Origin of the sequence: Aeromonas sp. 82P (genome assembly GCF_051919365.1) — a bacterium.
Taxonomy (GTDB): domain Bacteria; phylum Pseudomonadota; class Gammaproteobacteria; order Enterobacterales; family Aeromonadaceae; genus Aeromonas; species Aeromonas veronii.
Genome location: NZ_JBQBEV010000001.1, coordinates 582,755 through 608,166, shown reverse-complemented (window position 1 = coordinate 608,166; position 25,412 = coordinate 582,755). Strand labels below are relative to the sequence as shown.

The 25,412-nt window shown below is 58.9% G+C and carries 24 protein-coding genes and 1 tRNA gene; 11 read left to right on the top strand and 14 right to left on the bottom strand.

Translation table 11 applies throughout. The features are described 5' to 3' along the window. Positions 1-49: 49 nt before the first annotated feature. The 7 genes from ACTG2S_RS02810 to yqhD all read right to left on the bottom strand — a co-directional run bounded on the left by ACTG2S_RS02810 (position 50) and on the right by yqhD (position 9,294). On the bottom strand, positions 50-1,450 hold the full coding sequence (locus ACTG2S_RS02810) for an L-cystine transporter (RefSeq protein WP_439981950.1): 1,401 nt from the start codon (positions 1,448-1,450) through the stop codon (positions 50-52). A gap of 133 nt (positions 1,451-1,583) precedes the next feature. Next, the gene (locus tag ACTG2S_RS02805) at positions 1,584-2,885 is read right to left on the bottom strand and encodes an L-cysteine desulfidase family protein (protein WP_042054833.1); all 1,302 of its coding nucleotides are present in this window, start codon (positions 2,883-2,885) and stop codon (positions 1,584-1,586) included. A 21-nt stretch (positions 2,886-2,906) separates the two neighbouring features. Continuing rightward, positions 2,907-3,575, bottom strand: a complete 669-nt coding sequence (locus ACTG2S_RS02800) for a helix-turn-helix transcriptional regulator (protein WP_101530911.1) — start codon at positions 3,573-3,575, stop codon at positions 2,907-2,909. A 147-nt stretch (positions 3,576-3,722) separates the two neighbouring features. Continuing rightward, entirely contained in the window at positions 3,723-4,502 is a 780-nt protein-coding gene (locus ACTG2S_RS02795) for a substrate-binding periplasmic protein (protein WP_201947354.1), read from the bottom strand. A 98-nt stretch (positions 4,503-4,600) separates the two neighbouring features. After that, complete coding sequence (pntB, locus tag ACTG2S_RS02790) at positions 4,601-6,085, bottom strand: Re/Si-specific NAD(P)(+) transhydrogenase subunit beta (RefSeq protein ID WP_005339759.1); 1,485 nt, start codon at positions 6,083-6,085, stop codon at positions 4,601-4,603. An 11-nt stretch (positions 6,086-6,096) separates the two neighbouring features. Further along, positions 6,097-7,623, bottom strand: coding sequence for a Re/Si-specific NAD(P)(+) transhydrogenase subunit alpha (gene pntA, locus ACTG2S_RS02785; protein WP_019446577.1), 1,527 nt, complete (start codon positions 7,621-7,623; stop codon positions 6,097-6,099). Between the two features lie 507 nt (positions 7,624-8,130). After that, positions 8,131-9,294: an alcohol dehydrogenase gene (gene yqhD / locus ACTG2S_RS02780; RefSeq protein WP_274160756.1), complete on the bottom strand. Its 1,164-nt coding sequence runs from the start codon at positions 9,292-9,294 to the stop codon at positions 8,131-8,133. Positions 9,295-9,451: 157 nt separating this feature from the next. On the opposite strand from yqhD, the gene ACTG2S_RS02775 reads away from it, so the two are divergent. Further along, positions 9,452-10,354, top strand: a complete 903-nt coding sequence (locus tag ACTG2S_RS02775; protein ID WP_005339751.1) for an AraC family transcriptional regulator — start codon at positions 9,452-9,454, stop codon at positions 10,352-10,354. Positions 10,355-10,371: 17 nt separating this feature from the next. After that, the gene (locus ACTG2S_RS02770; RefSeq protein ID WP_005356301.1) at positions 10,372-10,884 is read left to right on the top strand and encodes a lipocalin family protein; all 513 of its coding nucleotides are present in this window, start codon (positions 10,372-10,374) and stop codon (positions 10,882-10,884) included. 65 nt (positions 10,885-10,949) lie between these two features. Here ACTG2S_RS02770 and ACTG2S_RS02765 read toward each other — a convergent pair whose 3' ends face one another. Together ACTG2S_RS02765 and ACTG2S_RS02760 are read right to left on the bottom strand one after the other, a co-directional pair. Next, a complete protein-coding gene (locus ACTG2S_RS02765) occupies positions 10,950-12,842 on the bottom strand; it encodes a methyl-accepting chemotaxis protein (protein ID WP_274160755.1) in 1,893 nt (630 codons plus the stop codon). A gap of 207 nt (positions 12,843-13,049) precedes the next feature. Next, positions 13,050-13,547, bottom strand: coding sequence for a lactoylglutathione lyase family protein (locus ACTG2S_RS02760; RefSeq protein WP_439981949.1), 498 nt, complete (start codon positions 13,545-13,547; stop codon positions 13,050-13,052). Positions 13,548-13,647: 100 nt separating this feature from the next. Between ACTG2S_RS02760 and ACTG2S_RS02755 the strand changes: the two genes are divergently transcribed. Continuing rightward, positions 13,648-14,520 carry a LysR family transcriptional regulator gene (locus ACTG2S_RS02755; protein WP_439981947.1) on the top strand — a complete coding sequence of 291 codons (873 nt, stop codon included), beginning with the start codon at positions 13,648-13,650 and terminating at the stop codon, positions 14,518-14,520. 145 nt (positions 14,521-14,665) lie between these two features. Here the strand turns inward: ACTG2S_RS02755 and ACTG2S_RS02750 are convergent. Next, a tRNA-Trp gene (locus ACTG2S_RS02750) sits at positions 14,666-14,742 on the bottom strand. A 201-nt stretch (positions 14,743-14,943) separates the two neighbouring features. Between ACTG2S_RS02750 and ACTG2S_RS02745 the strand changes: the two genes are divergently transcribed. From ACTG2S_RS02745 to ACTG2S_RS02725, 5 genes are all read left to right on the top strand, one after another. After that, complete coding sequence (locus ACTG2S_RS02745; RefSeq protein WP_439981945.1) at positions 14,944-15,486, top strand: hypothetical protein; 543 nt, start codon at positions 14,944-14,946, stop codon at positions 15,484-15,486. 99 nt (positions 15,487-15,585) lie between these two features. Continuing rightward, positions 15,586-15,780, top strand: a complete 195-nt coding sequence (locus ACTG2S_RS02740) for a hypothetical protein (RefSeq protein WP_133249581.1) — start codon at positions 15,586-15,588, stop codon at positions 15,778-15,780. After that, on the top strand, positions 15,761-16,681 hold the full coding sequence (gene pyrB, locus ACTG2S_RS02735) for an aspartate carbamoyltransferase (protein ID WP_005339735.1): 921 nt from the start codon (positions 15,761-15,763) through the stop codon (positions 16,679-16,681). Before ACTG2S_RS02740 ends, pyrB begins: the two co-directional genes overlap by 20 nt. 15 nt (positions 16,682-16,696) lie before the next feature. Then, positions 16,697-17,161 (top strand): aspartate carbamoyltransferase regulatory subunit, encoded by a 465-nt coding sequence (pyrI, locus tag ACTG2S_RS02730; RefSeq protein WP_005339730.1) that lies wholly within the window; start codon positions 16,697-16,699, stop codon positions 17,159-17,161. Positions 17,162-17,361: 200 nt separating this feature from the next. Next, positions 17,362-17,853, top strand: a complete 492-nt coding sequence (locus ACTG2S_RS02725; protein ID WP_005339728.1) for an arginine repressor — start codon at positions 17,362-17,364, stop codon at positions 17,851-17,853. Between the two features lie 128 nt (positions 17,854-17,981). On the opposite strand, the gene ACTG2S_RS02720 is transcribed toward ACTG2S_RS02725, so the two are convergent. The 4 genes from ACTG2S_RS02720 to arcA form a co-directional block, all read right to left on the bottom strand. Beyond that, positions 17,982-19,388, bottom strand: a complete 1,407-nt coding sequence (locus tag ACTG2S_RS02720) for a YfcC family protein (protein WP_005339725.1) — start codon at positions 19,386-19,388, stop codon at positions 17,982-17,984. A 123-nt stretch (positions 19,389-19,511) separates the two neighbouring features. After that, positions 19,512-20,516 carry an ornithine carbamoyltransferase gene (argF, locus tag ACTG2S_RS02715; protein ID WP_005339721.1) on the bottom strand — a complete coding sequence of 335 codons (1,005 nt, stop codon included), beginning with the start codon at positions 20,514-20,516 and terminating at the stop codon, positions 19,512-19,514. A gap of 79 nt (positions 20,517-20,595) precedes the next feature. After that, the gene (gene arcC, locus ACTG2S_RS02710; RefSeq protein WP_439981944.1) at positions 20,596-21,522 is read right to left on the bottom strand and encodes a carbamate kinase; all 927 of its coding nucleotides are present in this window, start codon (positions 21,520-21,522) and stop codon (positions 20,596-20,598) included. 62 nt (positions 21,523-21,584) lie between these two features. Continuing rightward, a complete protein-coding gene (gene arcA / locus ACTG2S_RS02705; RefSeq protein ID WP_005339718.1) occupies positions 21,585-22,805 on the bottom strand; it encodes an arginine deiminase in 1,221 nt (406 codons plus the stop codon). Between the two features lie 747 nt (positions 22,806-23,552). On the opposite strand from arcA, the gene ACTG2S_RS02700 reads away from it, so the two are divergent. The 3 genes from ACTG2S_RS02700 to ACTG2S_RS02690 all read left to right on the top strand — a co-directional run bounded on the left by ACTG2S_RS02700 (position 23,553) and on the right by ACTG2S_RS02690 (position 24,841). Then, complete coding sequence (locus tag ACTG2S_RS02700) at positions 23,553-23,729, top strand: hypothetical protein (RefSeq protein WP_439981943.1); 177 nt, start codon at positions 23,553-23,555, stop codon at positions 23,727-23,729. Positions 23,730-23,826: 97 nt separating this feature from the next. Further along, positions 23,827-24,474, top strand: coding sequence for an AAA family ATPase (locus ACTG2S_RS02695; RefSeq protein ID WP_439981942.1), 648 nt, complete (start codon positions 23,827-23,829; stop codon positions 24,472-24,474). Between the two features lies 1 nt (position 24,475). Then, entirely contained in the window at positions 24,476-24,841 is a 366-nt protein-coding gene (locus tag ACTG2S_RS02690; RefSeq protein WP_139405392.1) for a CopG family transcriptional regulator, read from the top strand. Positions 24,842-25,412 lie beyond the last annotated feature (571 nt).

Here is a 25,412-nt window from a genome sequence, read left to right as displayed (position 1 = left end):
TGACGGGAAAGAGTTACCCCTTTCCACGGGCAGATCAACCGACAGAAAATCAGACGGTGGACTCTTCGCCGTCCAGACTCACTTCGTGATCGCTGTTGAACACATGCATGTCGGTCTCGCCCATCAGGCGGCTGGTGACCGTCCCTGCGGTGATGGAGCCGGAGACGTTGAGCGCGGTACGGCCCATGTCGATCAGCGGCTCGATGGAGATGAGCAGACCGGCCAGCGCCACCGGGAAGTCCAGCGCGGAGAGCACGATCAGCGCGGCAAAGGTGGCGCCGCCGCCAATCCCGGCCACCCCGAAGGAGCTGACGGTGATGATGGCGATCAGGGTCATGATAAAGCCGGGATCCATCGGGTTAACCCCGACGGTCGGGGCAATCATCACCGCCAGCATGGCCGGATAGATACCGGCACAGCCGTTCTGGCCGATGGTGGAACCGAAGGAGGCGGCGAAGTTGGCGATCCCCTCAGGAATACCCAGCGACTTGGTCTGGGTCTGCACGTTCATCGGGATGGAGCCCGCACTGGTGCGCGAGGTGAAGGCAAACGCCAGCACCGGAGTGATCTTCTTGAGGAAGCGCAGCGGGTTGATGCCGACCATGCTCACCAGCAGCAGGTGCACGACAAACATGATGGCGATGGCGCCGTAAGAGGCCATCACAAAGCTGAGCAGGTTAAGAATATCCGCATAGTTGGAGCCGGAGACCACCTTGGTCATCAGCGCCAGTACACCAAACGGGGTCAGGCGCAGCACCAGAGTCACCATTCGCATCACGATGGCGTGGGCCACAGCCACGAAGTGGCTGAAGCTGGCGAAGATCTCCGGCTTCTTGCGGGCGATGCCGGTAGCGGAGAGGCCAATGAAGATGGAGAAGATCACCACGGCGATGGTAGAGGTCTTGCGACCGCCGGTCATGTCGAGGAAGGGGTTGGCCGGAATGAACTCCAGCATCATCTTGGCGAACGACATGCTCTCGACGCTGCCGAGGGTGGTCTGCAGCGCGGCGCCCCGGGCGCTCTCGGCGGCACCGGAGGTGAGCCCTTCAGCGGTCAGGCCAAACAGGTTGGACATCAGGATGCCCGCCCCGGCGGCGATGGCGGTGGTGAAGATCAGCACGCCTATGGTCATGGCGCTGATCTTGCCCAGCGCAGTGCCGCCATTGAGCTTCAAGATAGCGCTGATGATGGAGACCATGATCAGCGGGATGATGATCATCTGCAGCAGCTTCACATAGCCGCTACCCACGATATCCAGATAGTCGATGGTCTGAACAATGACGGGCGAACCTGCACCGTAAAGCAGTTGCAACGCGGCGCCGAACAGAATACCGAGCCCCAGACCGGCAAATACCCGGCGGGTGAAGCTCACATGTTTTTCCTGTAACCGGTAGAGAAAGAACAGCAAGATGGCGGCGATGGCCAGATTGCCGATAACGCTAAATGTCATGGTATGACTCCCCAAAAAGCGGGCTTGGGCCCGAGAAACAAGAGCAAGCGCCATGCTTGCCCTGGCAACCGTGTCAGACGGTCTGCGCCGTCGTGACAAGAACAAGGGGGTCTATCGCCCCCTTATCACAGATTCACTGCTTCTGCTGTTTCGCTCGCATGATGTTGATGATTTCGATGTCGGTATCCAGCATCCCCTCTTTGGAGAGGCGGCCCAGATTGGCGATGGTCTGATCCACGTCATCGGAAACGATCCCCTCGCTCTGGGGCACATGCAGGTTGTTGATGGCCATCAGCGAAGACTTAACCGCCGCCGAGGTGGAAGTGGAGACCTTCATGGAGCAGGCGCTGCCCGCGCCGTCGCAGATGATGCCGGAGACATCGCCAATCATGTTGTTGATGCAGTGGCTGATCTGCTGATACTGGCCGCCCAGCAGCCAGGTGATGGCGGCACCGGCCCCCATGGCGGCGGTACTGGCGGCGCAGAGGGCCGACAGCTTGTTCTGGTAAGTCTTGATGTAGATGGCCACCAGATGGCTCATCACCAGCGCCCGAGTCAGCTGCTCGTCGCTCGCCTTGAGGAAGCGGGCCGCCGCGACCACAGGCATGGTGGCGGCAATGCCCTGATTGCCGGAGCCGGAGTTGGACATGGCGGGCAGCATGGCGCCATCCATCCGCGCATCGGAAGCAGCAGAGGAGAGGCGCATCGCCAGCGTCATCAGGTCATCGGAGAGCAGCTTGCGCTCCACCTGCTCGGTGAGGATCTTGCCAATCTTCAGGCCGTAACCCTGCAACCCTTCGTCCGCCAGCGCCTGATTCATGGTGGCGGCCTCGCGGATAAAGTCGATCTCCGCCAGCGGCACTTCCAATGCAAAATCGACGATCTCCCGCAGGGTCATGGCCGGTTTGGCGGATTTGGCCGGCTGGATCTGCACGCCGGGGGCACTGGCCTGCTCCATCAGCACCTCGCCATCCTTCTCCATCAGGATGATGCGGGTGTGGTCGGTGCAGATCACCACCCGGGCACTGTGCCCTTCAACTTCGGCCAGCACCTCGGCGTAGAGCACGTCCGGCACATCCTTCACATCCACCTTGATGACCGGCAACAACGTCTTGGCCGCTTCCACCTGTTCTGGTGTGAGGGTCTTGAGCACCTCCAGCCCGGCATCCGGGTTGCCCCCTGTGATGCCGACCGCAGCAGCCACCGGCAGACCGATCATGCCGGTGCCCGGCACTCCGACCCCCATACCGTTCTTGAACAGATTGCCACTGACCCAGACGCTGATGCGGGTCGGGGTCTCCCCCAGCAGCTTGCGGCAGTTGGCCGCTGCCAGCGCCACCGACATCGGCTCGGTACAGCCCAGGGCCGGCACCACTTCACGCTTGAGCAGGGTAATAAAGTCGGTCCATTGTGCTTTCATCGCAGTGTTTCTCATGTTCAGGGTGCCCGCAGGCAGTTATTGCTTGTTCAGATCCGCTTTGTGATTACGGATATGCAGATAAACAGTATGACGGGAGATGCCGAGCATCCGGGCAACCAGCTGGGCCGCCTCCTTGATCTCGAAGATCCCCATGTCGAAGAGCCGGGTCACTATCTCCTTGTTGCGCACCGTGCAGGAGAGCGAATCGTCCCGATCCACCTTCTCAATCACCTGGGTCACCAGATCGTCCACCGAGCTGGCAAAGGTCTCGTTATTGAGCGGCGCCGGTACCGCGGGCAGCGCAAAAGTATCGAGCAGGCAGCCAAGGGAGGTATCCAGACTGAAGTTCACGCAGAGCATGCCGATGGGCTTGCCCTGTCGGTTGCTGATAGTGATGGAGGAGGACTTCATCAGCGTCCCGTCGCGGGTACGGCTGAAGTAACTGCTCCACTGGCTGCCCGCCTCCCCCTGCAAGCGGTTGAGGGCAAAGTCGGTGACCGGCGCCCCCTCCCGACGACCGGTAACATGGCCGTTGGCAATCTTGATGACCGATGCATCCAGCGTATCGAACGCATGCAACACCACCTCGCACCCTGCGCCAAACAGCGCGGCCAGCGCCTCGACCGCGGGCTCGAAACTGGCGATCAGATGACGTTCTTCATCCGTTAACGAATTGATCTGGTCAGTGGTGGCTGCTGTGGACATATATGAGTAACTTTGAGTAAACCGCAGTTGATTCTACTATCAACAAGATCAACTAATGTTGAGCGGCATCCCCTTTTTGCTCGCCATTATGCCCACCTTTTAACAAAGTGCGACAAATTGTGAAGCGGCGCACAGCAGGGCGGCAACTCAGAGGTGATAGCGGGCCAGCAGTTGCTTGTAGGCGGGAGTCTGTTTGAACGCCTTGAGGGCAGAGGAGAAGCGGATAGCCAGCTGGTCGTGGCCGGGCTTGTGGGTAAACGCGAGGAAGTTGCGGTTGTCGTCGGTCAGCAGGCGCGAGCCGTGGTTAACCTGATCCTGCAACCCCTGAGTGTGCAGCAGATAACGACCGACCCGCTCGTTGAGCACCACCCCATCCAGCCGACCGGCCATCATCAGATGCAGTTGTTTGATGGCATTCCCCTCCCCCGTCATCGGCATCCGGATCACCCCGGGATCGGTCAGAAAATCGGGACTGTAGGCATAATCTTCCTGAATACCTATCCGCAGACCCTTGAGGTCGGAGAGCTGCTTGAAATCCACCGGACGAGCCGATGGATAGAAGAGCACTTCTCCGCTGTAAGAGAGCGGCTCTTCGGGGTAGTGGAGCCAATGCTGGCGGGAAGGCTCAAAGAAGACATCAAGCACCGCATCCCCCTGCCTGAGACGGGCCTGCTGCAGAACCCGCTTCCAGGGCAGCACCCTGATTTCGGTGCGATAACCCATCTGGCGCAACACGGTACAGGCCAGATCGAGATCGGCGCCGGCCAGCTCGCCATTGTCACCACGCATCACATAAGGGGGCCACAGCTCGGTCAGCAGCGTCAGTGTCGGCGGTTTGTCCGCCGCAGCTGCCAAACCGGCCCCCAACAGGGAGGCCAGCAGCCAGCCGTACAACCCGATCCTTCGCCAACCCTGACACCACATCATGGAGATCCCTCATGGTCCGTATGGATTGAGGATATACAAGGGATGAGCAATAAAAAAGGAGGCCGAAGCCTCCTTGATATTCACTCTCTGAATGGCACTTACAGTGCTTTCAGGATTGCCTCGACGCTGGCCTTGGCATCGCCAAACAGCATCTGGGTATTTTCCTTGAAGAACAGCGGGTTCTGGACACCGGCGTAGCCAGTGTTCATGGAGCGCTTGAAGCCGATGACGTTCTGCGCTTTCCACACTTCCAGCACCGGCATACCGGCGATCGGGCTGCCCGGATCTTCCATCGCGGCCGGGTTGACGGTGTCGTTGGCACCGATCACCAGCACGGTATCGGTATCGGCGAAGTCGTCGTTGATCTCGTCCATTTCCAGCACGATGTCATACGGGACTTTCGCTTCCGCCAGCAGCACGTTCATGTGGCCAGGCAGACGACCGGCAACCGGGTGGATACCGAAGCGCACCTTGACGCCACGATCACGCAGCTTCTGGGTGATTTCAGCCACCGGATACTGGGCCTGCGCCACCGCCATACCGTAGCCCGGGGTGATGATGACGGAGCTGGAGTTCTTCAGCAGGTCAGCCACTTCCTCGGCGCTGGTTTCGCGGTATTCGCCCATCTCCTGATCAGCCGTGGAGGCCACGCCATCGGAGCCGAAGCCACCGGCGATCACGGAGATGAAGGAGCGGTTCATCGCCTTGCACATGATGTAAGAGAGGATCGCACCGGAGGAACCTACCAGAGCACCGGTGACGATCAGCAGGTCGTTGGAGAGCATGAAGCCCGCCGCTGCCGCCGCCCAACCGGAGTAGGAGTTCAGCATGGAGACCACCACCGGCATGTCGGCGCCACCGATGGAGGCCACCAGATGCCAGCCGAAGGCGAAGGCGATCAGGGTCATCACCAGCAGGGCGAAGGTAGAGCCGCCCGCGTTGACAAAGTAGACCATCAGCGCCAGAGAAGCGACCACGGCCAGCAGGTTCAGCTTGTGGCGGTGTGGCAGCATCAGCGGCTTGGAGGAGATCAGACCGCGCAGTTTGCCGAAGGCAACCACGGAACCGGTAAAGGTCACGGCACCGATGAAGACGCCCAGGAAGATCTCGACCAGATGGATGTTCAGCATGGCGCCGGTCAGGTGCTCGACCTGAGCAACGCTGTTGGCCTGCTCGAACGCCGCACGGGCGGCTGCCAGGGTGGCATCCAGATTGGAACCGACGGAGACGACAACCTCAGCAGGGGCAGAGGGGTGCAGATCGATGAAACTGTTGAAGCCCACCAGCACTGCCGCCATACCCACGAAGCTGTGCAGCACGGCCACCAGCTCGGGCATCTCGGTCATTTCGACCTTGAGCGCCAGACGCACGCCGATGGCACCGCCGATCACCATGGCCAGGATGATCCAGTGAACGCCACTGGTCTCCGGGTTGAATACGGTGGCGAGCAGGGCGATAGCCATACCCGCGATACCGAACAAGTTGCCATGCTTGGCCGTTTCTTGCTTCGACAGTCCCGCGAGACTGAGGATGAAGAGCACGGCGGCAACGATATAGGATGCTGTTACCAGTCCTTGAGACACGTTAAACCCCCTTAATCCTTACGGAACATCTTCAGCATGCGCTGAGTGACGGTGAAGCCGCCGAAGATGTTGATACTGGCAATCAGCACGGCGATGAAGGCCAATGCGGTAACCAGAGTCGACCCTTGCCCGATCTGCAGCAGGGCACCGACCACGATAATGCCGGAGATGGCATTGGTGACCGACATCAGCGGCGTGTGCAGGGCGTGAGAGACGTTCCACACCACGTAGTAACCGACCACACAGGCCAGGATGAATACGGTGAAGTGGGAGAGGAAGGCTGCCGGGGCAACGGAGGCGATCCAGCCGAAGGCGGCGATGCCGAGAGCACCGAACACGAACTTCTTGTTGGAGGGCTTGGCCTCTTCCTTCTTGGCTGCCGGTTTGGCGGCGGCCGGTTTCTGCGGGGCGGCAGAGACGGAGATGGCGGGCGGCGGGAAGGTCACTTCACCGGCCTGGATAACCGTCATATTGCGCTGAACCACGTCTTCGAAGTCGATGGCAACGTTGCCGTCCTTCTCCTTGCACATCAGCTTCATCAGGTTGACCAGGTTGGTACCGTAGAGCTGGGAGGATTGGGCAGGCAGGCGACCCGGCAGATCGGTGTAACCAATCACCTTGACGCCGTTGTCGGTGACATGCAGCTCACCCGGCACTGTGTATTCACAGTTGCCGCCAGCCTGAGCGGCCATGTCCACGATGACGGAGCCCGGCTTCATGCTGTCGACCATCTCTTTGGTGATCAGCTTGGGAGCCGGCTTGCCCGGGATCAGGGCGGTGGTGATGATGATGTCCACCTCTTTGGCCTGCTGGGCGAACAGCTCCATCTCGGCCTTGATGAACTCATCGGACATGACTTTGGCGTAACCATCGCTGGATGCACCGTCTTCGCCACCGAAGTCCAGCTTGAGGAATTCCCCACCCATGGATTCGATCTGCTCGGCCACTTCCAGACGGGTATCGAAGGCACGCACGATGGCACCGAGGGAACCGGCCGTACCAATGGCAGCTAGACCGGCAACACCAGCACCGATCACCAGGACCTTGGCAGGCGGCACTTTACCGGCTGCGGTGATTTGACCGGTGAAGAAGCGACCGAACTGGTGCGCAGCTTCAACCACGGCGCGATAGCCACCGATGTTGGCCATGGAGGAGAGGGCATCGAGGGACTGGGCACGGGAGATCCGCGGCACCATATCCATCGCCATTACATTGATGTTGCGCTCGGACAGCTTCTTGACCAGCTCGGGGTTCTGGGCAGGCCAGATGAAGCTCACCAGAGTGGCGCCATCTTTAATTTGTGCGATCTCGGCATCGGTCGGCGCATTGACCTTGAAGATAAGGTCGGCTTGCCAGACATTCGGCACCACGCTGGCACCGGCAGCCTCGAAGGCGGCATCATCGAAGCTGGCCGACAGGCCTGCGCCGGTCTCGATGGCGACCTCGAAGCCGAGCTTTTTCAGCTGCTCGACGGTAGCCGGGGTCGCTGCGACCCGGGTCTCACCGGCGAGACTCTCTCTCGGTATTCCAATCTGCATGACTATTCCCTGATGGTTAATAAACAATCGCTGCCCAGTGTCTCACTTCTGACGAAACAAGACATGACCAAAGTGCAGGTCCAGGGCTCTTTGTTATGAAAATCAGTAGGCTTTACCTCAACCTCCTGTCATGGTCAGGCCCCCGCTTTTCAGGCGCGAAGGTGATTAGTATCAAATTTTGGAGTTTTATTACAACCGCAGTCCCGACGGCACTCGTACAGAATTCAGCCCATCCCTGGCTACGATTAAAAAAAACAAACCAAATTAGAGGCTTATACCAGTAAAAACGGCTGAAAAAAGTGATCCAACCAGTCAAAAAAAATGTTTTACCGGCCCTCTATCTTAGCGTTTTTTGTTCTTACGAAATCCGCTTTCGTCTCACTTCTCGCAGCGAAACGCCGAAAAGTAACATTTTCCCAACAAAAGCGGGGCCACTCAGCCGCCAGAAGGCGGGAGAGGGCCCCGGCAATTCAATCGTTTCGCCCGTTTGGCACCGATTGGCGGCCCTTACCAGGCCGCTTCATAAATATGCTGGCTCTGCACCAGATCGATATCGCCGTGCTCGCCCAGACGGGTCATGCCGTGCTCACCCAGCTTGCCGATCAGGGTGTCGATACCCAGATCTTTCAGACCGTAGTCGCGCAGTCGGGTCTTGACCCCCATCCGCTCGAAGAAGTCGCGGGTCGCGGCGATGGCATCGTCGATGCGCTCCGCTTCGCTGCCGCTGTCCAGACCCCACACCCGCTCTGCGTATTGCAGCAGCTTGGCATGCTTCTGTTTGCGCTTGGCCTGCAGCAGGGCGGGCAGCACCACCGCCAGAGTCTGGGCGTGGTCGAGGCCGTGCAGGGCAGTCAGCTCGTGACCCAGCATGTGAGTGGCCCAGTCCTGCGGCACACCGGCACCGATCAGGCCGTTCAGCGCCATGGTGGCGCTCCACATGATGTTGGCGCGTACCTCGTAGTTGTGCGGCTCGGCCAGCGCCTTGGGACCCTCTTCGATCAGGGTCAGCAGCAAGCCTTCAGCGAAGCGATCCTGCACCTTGGCATTGACCGGATAGGTGAGGTACTGCTCCACGATGTGAACAAAAGCATCCACCACCCCGTTCGCCACCTGACGCTCGGGCAGGGTGTAGGTGAGCACCGGATCCAGCACGGCGAAGCGCGGCATCACGAACGGCGAGAAGAAGTGCACCTTGTCGCCACTGCTGCGACGGGTGATGACGGCACCCATGTTCATTTCGGAACCGGTCGCCGGCAGGGTCAGCACAGAACCGAGCGGGATGGCGGAACGCACTTCGCTGCCGACGGTCTCGAGAATGTGCCAGGGATCCTTGGCCAGATCGTAGTGCGCGGCAGCGGCGATAAACTTGGTGCCATCGAGCACGGAACCACCGCCAACGGCGAGCAGGAAGTCGACCCGCTCGGCACGGGCCAGCTCCACGGCGCCCATCAGGGTCTCGTAGGCCGGATTCGGTTCGATGCCGCCAAATTCAAACAGGGTCATGCCAGCCAGCTCGTTACGGATCTGCTCCAGCAAGCCGCTGCGTACCACGCTGCCGCCGCCATAGGTGATCATGACGCGGGCATCGCTCGGGAGCTGCTCGCGCAGCTGGGCGATCTGCCCTTGGCCGAACAGGATTTTGGTCGGGGTATGGAGAGTAAAGTTGTTCATCGACATTGCCTTCTTCTGATAGTCAGGGCGGCCAGGCCGCGAAATCGTGATTGCATTTTTCTCCAGAACCACCCTACCATCAAGACAACATCCTGCTTGATTCTTGCCTATTTCTACAAAGCAGCGAAAACCGGACCTGTCGAATCAAAGAGCCCCCATGCAAAACCGTTACAGCGACCTCGCAACCAGATTGACCCGCCACGTCACCGCCCCCGGCATCACCCCATCACCGGTGAAACAGGTCAACCTCATCTATACCACCGAACACCATGGCCGCACCCCGGTGCTCTACCAACCGCGGATGATCGTTATCCTGCAGGGACACAAGGTGGGTTATCTGGCGGATCAGGTGTTTCGCTACGACCCCAACCACTACCTGTTGATGACCCTGCCGCTCCCCTGCGAGTGCGAGTGCTTCGCCTCCCCCGAGCAGCCGCTTATCGGGTTTACCATCGAGATCGATCTGGTCACCCTGCAAGAGCTGCTGCTGGAGCTGGGCGATGCCCTGCCCGCCCCCGCGCCGCAAAAGAGCGGCGTCCACTCGGTCCCCCTGTCGGAAACCATGTTCTGCGCTGCCGAGCGACTGATCGAGCTGATGGACAACCCGCTGCACGCCAGGGTGCTGGGGCCGCAGACGGTGCGCGAGATGCTGTTCCACGCCCTCACAGAGGGGGGCGGCCCGGCGCTGCAGGCGCTCGCCAATCGCCACAACCATGTAGGCCAGATCGCCCGGGTGCTGCGTATGATAGAGTCCCGTTATGCCGACAACCTCACCATGGAGGAGCTGGCGCGGGAGGTGAACATGAGCGTCTCCGCCTTTCACCACCACTTCAAGGCGGTCACCGCTACCTCGCCGCTGCAGTACATCAAGTCGTTTCGCCTCCACAAGGCGCGGATGATGATGCTGCACGATGGCATCAAGGCGGGCACCGCGGCGGCCAGAGTCGGTTACGAGAGCAACTCCCAGTTCAGTCGGGAGTACAAGCGCTTCTTCGGCAGCACGCCGACGGATCAGGCCTCCCGCTTCCGGGATGGCCAGCTGCGCATCATCGAGGGATAACAAGAGAGGGATTACTTATGCGTTCACTGCTTTGCCTGTTCACCGCTTTGCTGCTGACGGCCTGTACCGGGATTGCCGACGGCATTCGCCCCGTTACCGGCTTCCAGCTCGACCGTTATCTTGGCACCTGGTATGAGATTGCCCGCCTCGACCACAGCTTCGAGCGGGGGCTGGAGCAGGTGAGCGCCACCTACAGCCTGCGGGACGATGGCGGCGTCAAGGTGCTCAACCGCGGCAAGCAGAGCGATGGCAGCTGGCGCGAAGCCGAGGGCAAAGCCTACTTCGTCGGCAACCCGGACGAGGCGCGGCTCAAGGTGAGCTTCTTCGGCCCCTTCTACGGCGGCTACAACGTCATCGACCTCGACCCCGATTACCAGCTCTCGCTGGTGACCAGCTACAACCACGACTACCTCTGGATCCTCTCCCGCTCACCCAACCCGCCCAAGGCGAAGGTGGATGCGCTGGTCGCCAAGGCGAAGTCGCTGGGCTTTGCCACCGACCAGCTGATTTGGGTCAAACAGACCCCTTAAGCCAGCCGTAAAATAACAAAGGGCAGCCCGCGGGCTGCCCTTTCTGTTGCTGGAGTGGCGGGATGTCAGAGCCGGAAGCGGCCGATCTCCTGCTCCAGCCGCTCGGTCAGCGACTTGAGTTCGGCCGCCTGCGCCGCTTCGTTGCCCGCCTGCTCGGCCAGCTCTTGCGAGACATGGCGGATATTCTCGGTATTGCGGCTGATCTCGCCGGTCACCGAAGTCTGCTCCTCGGCCGCTGCGGCGATCTGGGTCGCCATGTCGCTGATGGAGCCGATCGCCTCGTTGATCCGGGCAAGGCTCTGGTTGGCCGCTTCCGCATCCTCGACGCTGGTACCCGCCAGCTGACGGCTGGTCTCCATACCACCCACGGCGCGACGGGTGGTCTGCTGCAGGGTCTCGATCATCTGCTGGATCTCGTCGGTGGAGTCGTGGGTACGGCGCGACAGCACCCGCACCTCGTCCGCCACTACCGCGAAGCCGCGGCCCTGCTCACCGGCCCGGGCCGCCTCGATGGCGGCGTTGAGTGCCAGCAGGTTGGTCTGCTCGGCGATGCCGCTGATGGTCGCCAGAATGCCGCTGATCTTCTGGGCATGGCTGTCGAGCTCATTGATGATCTGGCTGGCATCGGCCACTTCGTCCGCCAGACCGGTAATGCTGCGCTGACTCTGGCCAACCTGGGATTGGCCGGCGACCGCCAGTGCGACCGCATCGGTGGCGGTGGTGGCGGCAAACTCGGCGTTACCGGCGATCTCCTGGGTGGCGGAGGCCATCTCGGTCACCGCGGTCGCCACCATCACGATCTCGTCCTGCTGCTGGCGTACCCGCTGACTGCGGGCCTGCGCCCCGGCCGCCTGGGCACGGGACTGTGCCGCCAGCTCGATGGTCACATCCCGCAACCGGCTGACGATGCCGTGCAGCCGCGCCACGAACTGGTTGAAGTTCTGGGCCAGCTGACCCACCTCATCCTTGCTGTGGGTGTTGATGTGAACGGTGAGATCCCCCTCGCCGTGGGCAATGTCGTGCAGGGCGTGCGCGACCCGACCGAGATCGGCGAACAGGTATTTGAAGGTGGCGGTGAGCAGGGCGCTGAATACCAGCATCAGCACCAGAGTCAGCCCCACCAGCTCCCACAGCAGGCTGCTGAGCGGCGCCTCCAGCACATCGCGATACATCACCATGGCCAGCAGCCAGTCGGTGCCCGGCACCGGTTGTACCGCCAGCAGCACATCCCGCCCGTCGAGGGTGGCGGCGTGCAGCTCGCTGTTTTCGCGGCCCCACTGCTGGAAGGTGGCGGCAGAGAGTCCCGGCGCCAGCTCGGCGATGGGCTTGAGCGCCAGATCCTTCTGCGGATGGCCGACGATGAGGCCACTGCTGTCGAGCAGCATGGCGTAGCCCTCACCCTGCACCTTCATCGCCAGCACTTCGTCAATAAGCTTGTCGAGCGCCAGGTTGGCCCCCACGGCGCCGACCAGCTCGCCCTGATGGCGTACCGGCTCGGAGAGGGTGACCACCAGCTTCTGCATGGTGACGCTGACATAGGGGGCAGTGACGATCAGCTGCCCCGCCTTCACCGCATCCTGATACCAGGGGCGCTCGCGCGGGTCATAGTTACCGGTGTTGAGGGAGGGGTCCTGCCGGGTCATCACCCCCTGCGCGGAGCCAAAATAGGTGAGGCCGAAGCCGCCGGAGGTGTAGGCCTGCTTCAGGTGCGGCACCAGCTCGGCTTGGGGGTTGTCGCTGATCAGGTTGACCAGCGCATGGACGGTGTTCTTGCGATCCGTCATCCATTCGCCGATGGCGACCGAGTAGGCGTGGCCATAGTTGACCGCCTCGCTCTGGATGGCGCTCATGGTGCGGGATTTTAGGGTGTGAAAGGCAACGATGCCGAGCAGTGATGCCATCAGCAGCACCACACCAAGACTGGTGGCCAGCAGCTTGCCGCGCAGAGAGAGGGTCATGACGACAGATCCTTGTTGTTGTGTCAGGCAGGGAAAACCCTGATGTATCAAAGGCTATCGGCCGCAATATGAACAGACTTTAGTGAATCTGTATATTTTCCCATCTATCAACAACAGAACGCGCTATTCGTGTGAAGCAGATCGCTATTCCATGCTACTGACTCTTGTAACAACAAAGCAGCAGGCCGCCCGAAGGCGGCCTGTCACCTACCCCTGATATGCACCGGCGGAGTAGGTTAGCTCATAGCTGTGGCTATAGATCTCGACGATATTGCCGAAGGGATCTTCCATGTAGACCATGCGGTAGGGCTTCTCGCCCGGGTAGTACTCGCGCACCGGCATCCGCTGCTTGCCGCCCGCCGCGACGATGCGCGCCGCCAGCCCCTCGACATCCGGATCCTGCACACTGAAGTGGAACACTCCGGTCTTCCAGAATTCGAAGTTGTTTTCGCGCTGCTCGCTGTTGGGGAACTCGAACAGCTCGATGCCAATCTTGTCGCCGGTGGAGAGGTGGGCGATGCGGAAGGAGCCCCAATCCGGGCCAAACACGTCGTTACACATCACACCGATGGCGGAGTCATCCTCGGTGATGGTGGTCGCCGGCATGATGAGATACCAGCCCATCACCTTGGTATAGAACTCGACCGCTTTGTCGAGGTCAGTCACCGTGATGCCGATGTGGGAGAAGTTGCGTGGATAGGTCATACGTCACCTTGAAATTGTGTGTGGGAAACAGGTGACATGATAGGAAGGGGCGACATAATGAAAAATAAGGTCAAACTAATGGAAGACATAAATTAAATTTATGGTTAATCCACTCTGGCTCCACACCCTGGTGGTGGTGCATGAAACCGGCAGTTTTACCCGTGCCGCCGAGCGGCTGGATCTCACCCAGGCCGCCGTCAGTCAGCATATCTCGCGCCTCGAGGCCGAATTTGGCCCCCTGCTGCTGCGCAAGCCCCGTCAGCTGGAGCTCACTCCGCGCGGGCTGGTGCTGCTCGACTTTGCCCGCCAGCAGGCGCAGGCAGCCGAACAGCTGCGAGCGCGCCTCTCTGACGATGACCCTCACCACGGCGCCATCACCCTGTCCACCCCGGGCAGCATTGGCCTGCTGCTCTATCCCCTGCTGCTCGACCAGCAACAGGAGCACCCCGGACTCACCATCCAGCACCGCTTTGCCCCCACCCCCGACATAGTGCAGGCGGTACTGGCGGGGCGCAGCGATCTGGGACTGGTGGATCAACCGCCAGAGCACCCCAGCATCGCCGCCGAGCCCTTCGCCCGCGAACCCCTCTGCCTTGTGGTACCCAACAACGGCGAGGAGCAGAGCTGGCAGCACCTCTGTCAGCTCGGCTTTATTGACCACCCGGATGGCCGCAGCATGGCACAACGCCTGTTGGGACGACGCTACCCCGGCCAGCGCGTTGACGAGATCCCGCTGCGCGGCTTTACCAACCAGATCGGCCAGATCCTGGAGCCGGTCGCCCGCGGCCTCGGCTTTACCGTGCTGCCCCGCTTCGCCGTCACCGCCTTTGCCCAACAGGAGAAGATCCGGGTGATCCAGAGCAGTATTGAGGTGATCGACACCCTCTGGCTGATCTACCGCGCCGAGTGGCTGCTCCCCGCCCGCCACCAGCGGCTGGTCACCGTCCTGAAACAGCGGGTTGCTGCACACTGAATGCTCTTGCGGCAGACATCGAGATCAATGTGGCCACAGTCACCGGACGGCTAACGGCAAGAAGAAAAAGAGAAAGGAGAGAGGGATAAATTGGCGAACGCCGGAAATGCGAAAGGCCAGCTCAATGAGCTGGCCTTTCTGAAAATGGCAGGGGCGGCAGGACTCGAACCCGCAACCATCGGTTTTGGAGACCGCTGTTCTACCAATTGGAACTACGCCCCTGCAACAAACGAGGCGTAGTATACAAAGTGGAGATCAAAGGTAAAGGCTTTTTTTACGCTTTCGATGCGATTGCACAAATCCCGAACAAGTCGCGGTTGTTTGTGCAGCGAAGCAGGATAACTTGCTGTATTTGCAGCCCTGCCGGGGTAGGAATGGGACATAAATGGGGGTAGGGTAAAATCAGGTACCGGGAGGCCACTTATGCTCAATTACCGACTGCTCCAACAACTGGCGCCCCTCAACTTCAGGGATGAACGCAAAACAGAGTCCCTGCCAGCCTACCTTGAACGGGTCGCGCCGCTGGTGCCCTTTATTCCTGAAAATGTGCTCTCCCAGTGGATTTACCGTCATTGGCGCGGTTTTGAGTCCAACTGGAGCTTTATCGATCTCGCCAGCCATCAGTTCACCTGTGAAAGCTGGCCCACCGCGCAACTGTTGGATCAGGTGGACTCCCGCCATATGGAGGTGATCGAGCGCTGGGGGGAGATGCTGCGCAGCAACCGGTATGTCCGCCGCTCCTGGCTAGGCGAGAAGATGCTGAGCGACGGCACCTGGCCCGAACCTGTCATCGTGCTGGCGCCGGAGAAGGGAGCCAGCTACCCGAACGGGCAACCGTTACCGCAACCCTACTGCCTGCTGGAAGGGCACCACAGACTCGGTTATTTGCGCGCCATGGCCCGCGATGGGGAATCGCTGCAAGAGACGCACAAGGTGTGGATTTGTCGTCATGTTTCCGCCACTTAAACGTTTTTCATGCTGAAATTGGCATCGGAAATAAAATTTTGACAATTAAAAAAGCGGCCCTATAATCTGTCCGGTTTTGAAAAAGGTCGGGACGAAACGATGCAGTTTTTGATTCAGAAAACAGCCTTGCAGACGGGTGGTGCGCACCAGAGCGGCCCCGTTGTTTCCGGTTCCCACCCCAAAGATCCCCAGTTATTTTTAAAAAAAGCCCCTGTTTCAGGGGCTTTTTTTTGTGCCCGAAAAACCTCCAATGATGTCAAAGGGAATGCAGACGATGACCAATCCACTCTATAAGAAACATGTCATCTCCATTTCGGACCTGACCCGGTCAGAAATGGAACTGGTAGTCTCAACCGCACAACGGTTGAAGGCTGAACCTGACACCAGCCTGTTGAAAGACAAGCTGGTTGCCAGCTGCTTCTTCGAAGCCTCCACCCGCACCCGCCTCTCGTTCGAGACCGCGGTACAGCGCCTTGGCGGCAACATCATCGGCTTCGCCGACGGTGGCAACACCAGCGCCAAGAAGGGTGAGACGCTGGCTGACTCCATCAAGATCATCGGTTCCTACTCGGATGCGGTGGTGATGCGCCACCCGAAAGAGGGCGCGGCCCGTCTGGCCTCCGAGTTCTCCCGCGTGCCGGTCATCAACGGCGGCGACGGCTCCAACCAGCATCCGAGCCAGACCCTGCTCGACCTGTTCACCATCCATGAGACCCAGGGCCGTCTGGACAACCTCAACGTCGCCTTCGTCGGTGACCTGAAATATGGCCGCACCGTGCACTCGTTGGCCCAGGCCCTCAGCCTGTTCAACTGCCGCTTCTTCTTCATCTCCCCGGAAGCGCTGGCGATGCCGGACTACATCTGCGAAGAGCTGGAAGAGAAGGGTATCCAGTTCAGCGTCCACCAGACCATGGAAGAGGTGATGCCGGAGCTGGACATTCTCTACATGACCCGCGTCCAGAAAGAGCGCTTCGACGAGACTGAATACAAGCACATGGCCGCCAAGTTCATTCTGGAACTGGCGACCCTGGAAGGGGCCAAGCCCACCATGAAGATCCTGCATCCCCTGCCCCGCGTCGACGAGATCGATGTGGCGGTCGACAAGACTCCCCACGCTTGCTACTTCCAGCAGGCGGAGAACGGGGTCTATGCACGCCAGGCGCTGCTGGCACTGGTACTGAACGAAACTGTCTGAGCTTAGGGGAATATCATGTCTGACAAGAACCAACTGCAAGTCGAAGCCATCCGTCACGGCTCCGTCATCGATCACATCCCCGCTGGCCAGGGCATCAAGATCCTCAAGCTGTTCCAGCTGGTCGAAACCCAGGAGCGGATCACCGTCGGCTTCAACCTGAAATCCGGCGCGCTGGGCAAGAAGGATCTCATCAAGATTGAGAACACCCGCCTGACCGAACAGCAGGCCAACCAGCTGGCACTGTTCGCCCCGAAAGCGACCGTCAACATCATCGAAGACTTCAATGTGGTGAAGAAGCACCAGCTGGAGCTGCCGGAGTTCATCGCCGGGGTGTTCCACTGCCCCAACTCCAACTGCATCTCCCACAACGAGCCGGTAGACAGCTACTTCCGGGTGCGCGAAGTGAAAGGCGTGGTACGGATGAAGTGCAAATATTGCGAGAAGTCCTTCACTCAGGACATCGTCAGCGAGCGTTACTGATATCTGATTGGGCCCTGCGGGGCCCATTTTTGAACCCTGTCACATCACCGAATTTCCAGTCAGCTATAATTTGCCATCGCAAGATGGTAATGCCCGCTCATTCCCTGCATATAGATGGATTATCAGTGTTTTTGCCTGATAACTGACTGCTATGGCAGATATCGCGCGTTTACCTCCGGTCATCATCAAAGGAATTCGCCGTGGTCAAAACCCTCAGTCGTCCCGTTGCCCAAGAGCCCGATCTGGCCCAGCTGGATGCCTGTCGCCAGATCATCGGTCAGCACTGCTACAGCACCCAGGAAGAGATCCGACGTGAGCTGTCGGAGCGCGGCTTTGCCGACATCAGCCAATCCACCATCTCCCGCCTGCTGCGCCGCCTCGGCGTCGCCAAGGCCCAGAATGCCAACGGCAAGAAGGTCTACACCCTGGTCGATGAGCAGCTGGAACCCGCTGGCAGCACCCGCTCGATCCACGACATGGTACGCGAAGTGGTGCACAACCAGCAGATGGTGCTGATCCACACCACCCCGGGGGCCGCTACCGTGGTAGCCCGCCTGCTGGATCGCAACGCCAATCCCGAGATCATGGGCGCCGTCGCGGGCAATGACGTGGTGCTGGTCGCGCCGCGCCATATCAGCCGCACCCGTCAGGCCCACGCCGCCGTGGTGCGCACCCTGGCGCAAGCCCGCTAACCCCTTCCATCAAATGCATCGAGGCGACCCGCGGGTCGCCTTTTTGTTGCCTCTCATTTTTTGGCCGTCAGCTGCGCCCATAAAAAACGGGAGCCCGCAGGCTCCCGTTTCATCTTGCTTGTCATCCCTCAGGAGAGCACGGCCCCCAGACTCAGGCAGACCACGATCAGCACGGTCAGGATACCGAGCAGCGGAGCCACCCACTTCAGCCAGCGTACATAAGGCACCTTTGCAATGGCCAGGCCACCCATGACCACGGCGGAGGTCGGGGTCACCAGGTTCACCAGACCGGAGGCAGACTGGTAAGCAGTCACTACCAGATCGCGGCCCACGTTGGCGAAGTCGGCCAGCGGCGCCATGATCGGCATGGTCAGCACCGCCAGACCGGAGGAGGACGGCACCAGGAAGGAGAGCACCACTTCCAGCACGAACATCACGTTAATAAAGACGATGGTGGAGAGGCCGGTCACGATCCCTTCTGCACTGTGCAAAATGGTGTGAGTGATCATGCCGTTATCCATCACTACCACGATACCGCGGGCGATACCGATGATCAGCGCCACCCCTAGCAGGTCACGGGCACCGTCGATAAAGTTGGAGGTCAGCTCCTCTTCGCTCATGCGGGAGATGAGACCAACGATGATGGCGGCAGCCAGGAACACGCCGGAGATCTGCGCCATCCACCAGCCCAGCACGGCCACACCGTAGATCATCACGGCGAAGGCGGCGACGAAGATACCCAGCACGATTTTACGGGTCAGGGTGAACTCCAGCATCTGGTCGCTCTTGTTGCCAAGGAAGTGGGCACGGTTCTCTTCCCACTTGTCAGCCACCAGAGATTTACTCGGATCGCTGCGCACCATCTTGGCGTAACGCATGACGTAGGCAACACAGAGCAGCCAACCGGCGACCAGCATGGCAACGCGCAGCCAGATACCGTCGGTGAAGGAGATACCGGCGGCGTTGGCGGCGATAACGGTGGCAAACGGGTTGATGGTAGAACCCAGAGTACCGATACCGGCACCCAGCAATACGGTTGCCGCGGCGACCACAGGGTCGAAGCGGGCGGCCATCATCACCGGCACCAGCAGGGTGTAGAACGGCAGCGACTCTTCGGCCATGCCGTAGATGGTGCCGCCTGCGGCGAACAGCGCCATCAGGATCGGGATCATCCACTCTTCCCGGCCGCGCAGGCGGTCGGTCACACGTTCAATACCGGCATCGATGGCACCTGTCTTGGTCACAATACCAAGAAAACCACCGATGATCAGGATAAAGAGGGAGACGTCGATGGCGCCTGCCTCATAGGTGTCGTGGTTGTAGAGGCCATCGATAGGTGCCAGCAGCACGTCGACGATCCCCTGGGGATTCCCCTCCACCAGTTTGTAGGTACCCGCCACCGGCACTTCTTTGCCGAGGGCTTCGTTCATGGTCATCTCGTATTTGCCGGCCGGCACTATCCAGCTCAGGGCGGCCACCAGGGCGATCAGCACAAACAGTATCGTGTAGGCTGACGGGAACTTGAATTTGGTCATGGTCCAGCTTCCTTCTGTGGGTGTGGTATCCATGCAGGCTGCGGGTTGTAGGGTTAGAGGTATTATGCCGCTGTCACATGGTCGAAAAGCCGGGGGTCGCCCCCCGGCACCACTACTGCGACCTTAGTCGCCCAGCGTAGCAACCATCACTGCCTTGATGGTGTGCATCCGGTTTTCGGCCTCGTCGAACACGATGCTGTGCTCGGATTCGAACACGTCCTCGGTCACTTCCAGGCCTTTCATGCCATATTTGTCAGCCACTTCCTTGCCCATGGTGGTCTCGTCGTTGTGGAACGCCGGCAGGCAGTGCATGAACTTCACATCCGGGTTCTTGGTGGCGTTGATGACATCCATGTTGACCTGATACGGAGTCATCAGTTTGACGCGCTGATCCCAGGCTTCTTTCGCTTCACCCATGGATACCCAGACGTCGGTGTAGAGGAAGTCCGCACCCAGCACACCCTCTTTCACATCTTCGGTCAGGGTGATGCGTGCGCCGGTCTCTTCGGCGATCAGGCGGCACTTGGCAACCAGCTCCTCTTCCGGCCAGAAGGCTTTCGGCGCGACCAGACGGATGTCCATGCCCATTTTGGCGGCGCCGACCATCAGGGAGTTACCCATGTTGTTGCGGGCATCACCCAGGTAGGCGAACTTGATTTGATCCAGACGCTTGCCCTTGCCGTGCTCCAGCATGGTCATGAAGTCGGCCAGGATCTGGGTCGGGTGGAATTCGTTGGTCAGGCCGTTCCAGACCGGGACTCCGGCGTAGGCGCCCAGCTCTTCGACGATCTCCTGACCGTAGCCGCGGTATTCGATACCGTCATACATGCGGCCCAGTACACGGGCGGTGTCCTTCATGGACTCCTTGTGACCGATTTGGGAACCGCTTGGGCCAAGGTAGGAGACCTGAGCGCCCTGGTCGAAGGCCGCTACTTCAAACGCACAGCGGGTACGGGTGGAGGTCTTCTCGAAAATCAGGGCGATGTTCTTGCCGACCAGATGCTTGCGCTCGTAGCCACCGTATTTGGCTTTCTTCAGGTCGATGGCCAGATCGATCATGTATTGGATTTCGCGCGGGGTGAAGTCCAGCAGTTTCAGGAAGTTACGGTTACGCAGATTAAAAGCCATGATGAGTTCTCTCTATATATGTTTCAGACCAGTTCGGGCAGTAGTGTTGACTACGCATTCTCAGTACAGATATCGGTAATTACGCATGTACGGTGCGGGTGGCGACGATATTGGTGCCGGCTTCACCCTTGAGGATGGCAAGACCATCTTCCAGCGAGCCGATGCCGACCATGCCGCCGGTCGCTTTGACAAATTCACAGGAGGCTTCGACTTTCGGTCCCATGGAACCTGCATCGAACTTGACCCCGGCCAGCTCGTCCGGGCTGGTGACTCGCAGCGGACGCTGGGTCGGTTTGCCCCAATCCAGATAGACGGCATCGGCATCGGTCAGGATCAGCAGGGCGTCGGCCTTGATCTGCTTGGCCAGATAGGCGGCAGACATGTCCTTGTCGATGACGGCTTCGATACCGGTCAGGCTCTGGCCATCCCAGGTCACCGGGATGCCGCCACCACCGGTACAGATGATGAGGTGGCCCTGGGCAATCAGGGTTTCGATGGCGTCGCCTTCGACGATGCGCTGGGGCAGCGGGGACGGCACTACACGACGGAAGAACTTGCCGTCAGCCTTGACCACCCAGTGCTTCTCTTCTGCCAGGTTGCGGGCTTCAGCCTCTTCGTAGACGGGGCCGATAAATTTGGTCGGGTTGGCAAATGCCGGATCCTTGGGATCAACCTGCACCTGAGTCAGCAGCGCGGTGACGTTGCGGCTCGGCATCAGGTTTTTCAGCTCCTGGATCAGCATGTAGCCGATCATGCCCTGGGACTCGGCACCCAGCACATCCAGCGGATAGGGGGATACCTTGGTATAGGCGCTGTTTTGCAGGGCCAGCAGGCCGACTTGCGGGCCGTTACCATGCACCAGTACCACGTTGTACTCCTGAGCGATCAGGGCGATGGTCTTGGCGGCAGTTGCAATGTTCTTGCGCTGGATATCCGCTTCCAGTGGCTCACCACGACGGAGCAGTGCATTGCCACCCAGAGCGACGACGACAGTTGGTTTTTTCATAGTGGTTAATCTCGAGTTTGGTTCTGTGTGGCGCCAGCTTCTGCCGGCGCCACGCCGTCTCATCAGATGCTGTCGCGTTCCATCGGGCAGCTCATGCAGCGGGCGCCGCCGCGGCCACGGCCCAGTTCATCACCCGGGATGGAGAGAACTGTGATACCGGCTTTGTCATACTTCTCGTTGGTGTAGGTATTGCGCTCGTAACCCACCACCACGCCGGGACGTACGGTCAGTACGTTGTTGGCGTCGTTCCACTGCTCGCGTTCGGCTTCGAAGCTGTCACCGCCAGTGGTGATGATCTTCAGCTGATCGACGCCCAGTGCTTTCTCGATAGCGGTGACGAAGTAACCCTCTTCCTTGATGTTCATGCCAGTGGCGCCGCCCGGAGTCAGGCTCCAGCACTGCACATCCTTGCGGATCACTTCCGGATAGACGGAGAAGGTGTCGATATCCATGTGGGTCATGACGGTATCCAGGTGCATGCAGCTGCGGTGTTTCGGCAACTCCATGGCGATGACCTGCTTGGCCTGACCATGTTTGAACAGGCTGCGAGCCAGGTGCTCGACACCTTGCGGGGTGGTGCGCTCGGACATACCGATCAGCACGGCGCCGCGGCCGATCACCAGTACGTCGCCACCCTCGATGGTGGAGTTGTCGTAGTCACGCTCCTCGTCACCGAAGTACTTGATGAAGTCCTGACCGGCAAACATCGGGTGCCAGCGATAGATAGCCTTCACATGGTTGGTTTCGCGGCGACGAGCCGGCTTGGCCATCGGGTTGATGGAAACGCCACCGTAAACCCAGCAGGAGGTGTCACGAGTGAAGAGGTGGTTGGGCAGCGGCTCGATGATGAAATCGGTCGGAGCGTGCATGCCCACTACCATGTTGACACCGCTGTAGGGCATCTCGGAGTAAGTCAGGCCGCCGGAGAGAATGCGGGCCAGTTCGCGGTGCGGCATGTCAGCCAGGAAGCAGCGCACATCGTTGGCAAAAGAAGAGCCGAGGCGGTAGTCGGAGACCTGATGTTGCAACAGCCAAGTTTTGGCTTCCGGCACATCAAGTGTTTCAGCCAGCAGATTGGTCAGCAGGAAAACTTCGACATTCTGATCGCGCAGTACCTGAGCGAATTTGTCGTGCTCCTGACCGGCGCGTTCAACAGACAGGACGTCATCGAACAGCAGATCCTGGCAGTTGGAAGGAGTCAGACGCTTCAGACTGAGGTTGGGGCGGTGCAACATGACACGGCGCAATTGGCCAACTTCAGAACCTACATAAAATTTGCTCATGATTATATTCCGTCTAGCAGTGGTCCCTGCGAGTGATTGAATAGATTCCTTCTATTCATGCTCGTGGCTAAGGCGGGATATTCTTTATGTAGGGTAATCGGCTTATGTTCTATCCTGCCCTTGCCTTTCGAGACCGAGGTTAGCCCTGCAAATCACGACAAACTTAGACATTGATCACATTCACTTAGAACTGAATATATTCACCATCTATTCTATGACACCGGTAGCAAATTGCGCATTTTCCACACAAAGCGCACCGAATAACCATGCAAAACCACCCCGCTATATTTCAAGTTGATTCATTTTTTATTCATGCCAACTCACTGGAGCGATTAAATTCAAATAATAAAAACCGTTAAAAATCATAATAATAAATGAAATGACAAATAGAATTTGAATATTACTCCCTAGGTATTGAATACATCGCCGTGACGAGGGGAGCGCGGTAGAAATAAATACTCACATCAACCACATTCACTGCATAAATCTTTTCTTGTTCCAGATCATGGCATTGATGCCAACCCCATCAGGCCAGGCCTCATCAGTCACCACCTCTTTGTGCGGTTCAACTTAATATGCACAAAGTCCGCATCGAGGTGGGCAGCCATCCTCTTCGGTCACCACAACGCCTTTTGATACTTTTTTCATTAATTGAATTTATTCGTCTCACCTTGCACTGGCGCCAACCTCGACTTAACTCAGAAAGTGATCCAGATCACACAGGAATGGTACTACCAAGGAGTTGTTATGAAGATGAAACCCATGCTGCTGCTCGCGACTTTGCTGCTCTCTGCGCTCCCCACCCTCAGTCAGGCTGAAGGAGCCCCTGCCATGCCCATGGTGGTATGCCATGTCGACAAGGCCTCCCAGATGCTGGTGCCTGGCTATGTCTGCCGCTGGCAGGGAGGCAGCGTTCATTACTAGTCGAAACAACGAGAGGAGCATCACTCCTCTCGCCTTGTGATGAGACTGGCCCCTCCTATACTGAAATCAGCGGTTTTCTCATGGATAGGGGAACGTCATGATCTTGTTGGTCGGTGGAGAGAAGGGGGGGAGTGGCAAGAGCTGCCTGGCACAAAATCTGGCGGTCTACCTCAGATCCCAATTTCAGGGGGAGGTGTTACTGGTCGACTGCGACCCGCAGCGCACCACCTCTGACTGGATTCAGGAGCGCAATGACAACCCGGAGCTACCACAAATCAACTGCGTGCAGCTCTATGGCAATATTCACAACGACCTGCTCAGCCTGAAAAACCGCTACGACTACGTCATCGTCGATTGCGGCGGGCAAGATAACCGGGCTCTGCGCTCCACCATGGCTGTCGCCACCCACGCCTTGATCCCCTTGCGCCCGAAACGACGTGACCTCAAGACCCTGCCCCACATGGAAGATCTCATCACTACATGCAAAATGGTCAATCCGACCCTCAATGCAGCCGTAGTGCTGACCCAGTGTCCCGCCCTGCCCAATCAGGTAAAACGCATTCTGGAAGCGAAAGAGGTTTGCTCCTCGTTCGGTGTCGACGTCCTGAACGCCATCACCTATGGCCGCAACGTCTATGACGACAGCGAAGAGAAGGGACTGTCGGTGATGGAGATCGAGCCGGATGGCAAATCCGCCGAAGAGATCCGGGCCATCGCCAAAGAGTTCCTGCAAGTGGGGGTGTGAGATGGGTCTGGCCGATCTGAAGAAAAAGCACCAGTTGCATCACCAGAAGAAGTTCACCGTCGACGAATTTATCGAAGATGCGGAGTTCTACGCCAAGGGCAAACCCAAGGTGGTCAGCCTTGAACTGGGTCTGCATCGTGATGAAGCCTTGTCGGCGCTGGCCTTTATCGAGAGTGGCGAGCACCTGAAGCCCAGCTACAAAAAAGCCACTTTCTCCATGAGCACGGTGGCCATCGACGAGCTGGGTAATCTGACCCAGCAAGATGGCATGAACAAGTCCCTGTTGCTGCGCCTCTTTACCCATTACTTCTCTTCGCTGACTCCTGAAGAACGCCAGACCATCTATGAGCGGCTCAACCAGCGCTAATAATTTCTCCATTCAGCTGCTCTTTGTCTGCCTCGCCCACTCACCCCGAATGACCATCATCAGACGGCAAAATCTGTTTCTGAAGCAACCAAAACGCCGTGTAAGAGATCTGCCATTCCAGATGTAAGCCAACAGCCGAAAAGATCCCCGAGATAATCGGAAGATAAGATCTTAAAACATGAAGATGATTAACTTAACCAGCTGTTTATAAATGAAAAAATCGAAACCCATAACTTTCGAAATAGCTAATGACAAAAACGTTTTCCAATCTGGCGTTGTAGCCGGTTAGAAAATCCTTATAGTTACTCATGCACGGACGCAATGAAGTCGGTCAGGAAGGCTGGCTGCCAGGGTTGGGCAAATGGACTCACCACAGGATGTGGTAAAGGACACCTCCCAGGACGGAGAAAGTGCGACGGGACAGGATGACTCGTCAGGCCAAGATGGCTAAAGGACACCCCAAAGGATTGGGAAGGGGAAACCTAAAGGAAGAGGTAAACAGTCAGGGATTGCAGGGAGCAACTTCGTTCAAGGATCTGAGCGATACGACTACCGGGGGCGACGCAAGTCG

What these genes read in the sequence shown, in the direction of transcription:
- ACTG2S_RS02810 (WP_439981950.1), bottom strand. Translation starts at nt 1,450, where the DNA reads ATGACATTTAGCGTTATCGGCAATCTGGCCATCGCCGCCATCTTGCTG.
- ACTG2S_RS02805 (WP_042054833.1), bottom strand. Translation starts at nt 2,885, where the DNA reads ATGAGAAACACTGCGATGAAAGCACAATGGACCGACTTTATTACCCTG.
- ACTG2S_RS02800 (WP_101530911.1), bottom strand. Translation starts at nt 3,575, where the DNA reads ATGTCCACAGCAGCCACCACTGACCAGATCAATTCGTTAACGGATGAA.
- ACTG2S_RS02795 (WP_201947354.1), bottom strand. Translation starts at nt 4,502, where the DNA reads ATGATGTGGTGTCAGGGTTGGCGAAGGATCGGGTTGTACGGCTGGCTG.
- pntA (WP_019446577.1), bottom strand. Translation starts at nt 7,623, where the DNA reads ATGCAGATTGGAATACCGAGAGAGAGTCTCGCCGGTGAGACCCGGGTC.
- yqhD (WP_274160756.1), bottom strand. Translation starts at nt 9,294, where the DNA reads ATGAACAACTTTACTCTCCATACCCCGACCAAAATCCTGTTCGGCCAA.
- ACTG2S_RS02775 (WP_005339751.1), top strand. Translation starts at nt 9,452, where the DNA reads ATGCAAAACCGTTACAGCGACCTCGCAACCAGATTGACCCGCCACGTC.
- ACTG2S_RS02770 (WP_005356301.1), top strand. Translation starts at nt 10,372, where the DNA reads ATGCGTTCACTGCTTTGCCTGTTCACCGCTTTGCTGCTGACGGCCTGT.
- ACTG2S_RS02765 (WP_274160755.1), bottom strand. Translation starts at nt 12,842, where the DNA reads ATGACCCTCTCTCTGCGCGGCAAGCTGCTGGCCACCAGTCTTGGTGTG.
- ACTG2S_RS02760 (WP_439981949.1), bottom strand. Translation starts at nt 13,547, where the DNA reads ATGACCTATCCACGCAACTTCTCCCACATCGGCATCACGGTGACTGAC.
- ACTG2S_RS02755 (WP_439981947.1), top strand. Translation starts at nt 13,648, where the DNA reads ATGGTTAATCCACTCTGGCTCCACACCCTGGTGGTGGTGCATGAAACC.
- ACTG2S_RS02745 (WP_439981945.1), top strand. Translation starts at nt 14,944, where the DNA reads ATGCTCAATTACCGACTGCTCCAACAACTGGCGCCCCTCAACTTCAGG.
- ACTG2S_RS02740 (WP_133249581.1), top strand. Translation starts at nt 15,586, where the DNA reads ATGCAGTTTTTGATTCAGAAAACAGCCTTGCAGACGGGTGGTGCGCAC.
- pyrB (WP_005339735.1), top strand. Translation starts at nt 15,761, where the DNA reads ATGACCAATCCACTCTATAAGAAACATGTCATCTCCATTTCGGACCTG.
- pyrI (WP_005339730.1), top strand. Translation starts at nt 16,697, where the DNA reads ATGTCTGACAAGAACCAACTGCAAGTCGAAGCCATCCGTCACGGCTCC.
- ACTG2S_RS02720 (WP_005339725.1), bottom strand. Translation starts at nt 19,388, where the DNA reads ATGACCAAATTCAAGTTCCCGTCAGCCTACACGATACTGTTTGTGCTG.
- argF (WP_005339721.1), bottom strand. Translation starts at nt 20,516, where the DNA reads ATGGCTTTTAATCTGCGTAACCGTAACTTCCTGAAACTGCTGGACTTC.
- arcC (WP_439981944.1), bottom strand. Translation starts at nt 21,522, where the DNA reads ATGAAAAAACCAACTGTCGTCGTCGCTCTGGGTGGCAATGCACTGCTC.
- arcA (WP_005339718.1), bottom strand. Translation starts at nt 22,805, where the DNA reads ATGAGCAAATTTTATGTAGGTTCTGAAGTTGGCCAATTGCGCCGTGTC.
- ACTG2S_RS02700 (WP_439981943.1), top strand. Translation starts at nt 23,553, where the DNA reads ATGAAGATGAAACCCATGCTGCTGCTCGCGACTTTGCTGCTCTCTGCG.
- ACTG2S_RS02695 (WP_439981942.1), top strand. Translation starts at nt 23,827, where the DNA reads ATGATCTTGTTGGTCGGTGGAGAGAAGGGGGGGAGTGGCAAGAGCTGC.
- ACTG2S_RS02690 (WP_139405392.1), top strand. Translation starts at nt 24,476, where the DNA reads ATGGGTCTGGCCGATCTGAAGAAAAAGCACCAGTTGCATCACCAGAAG.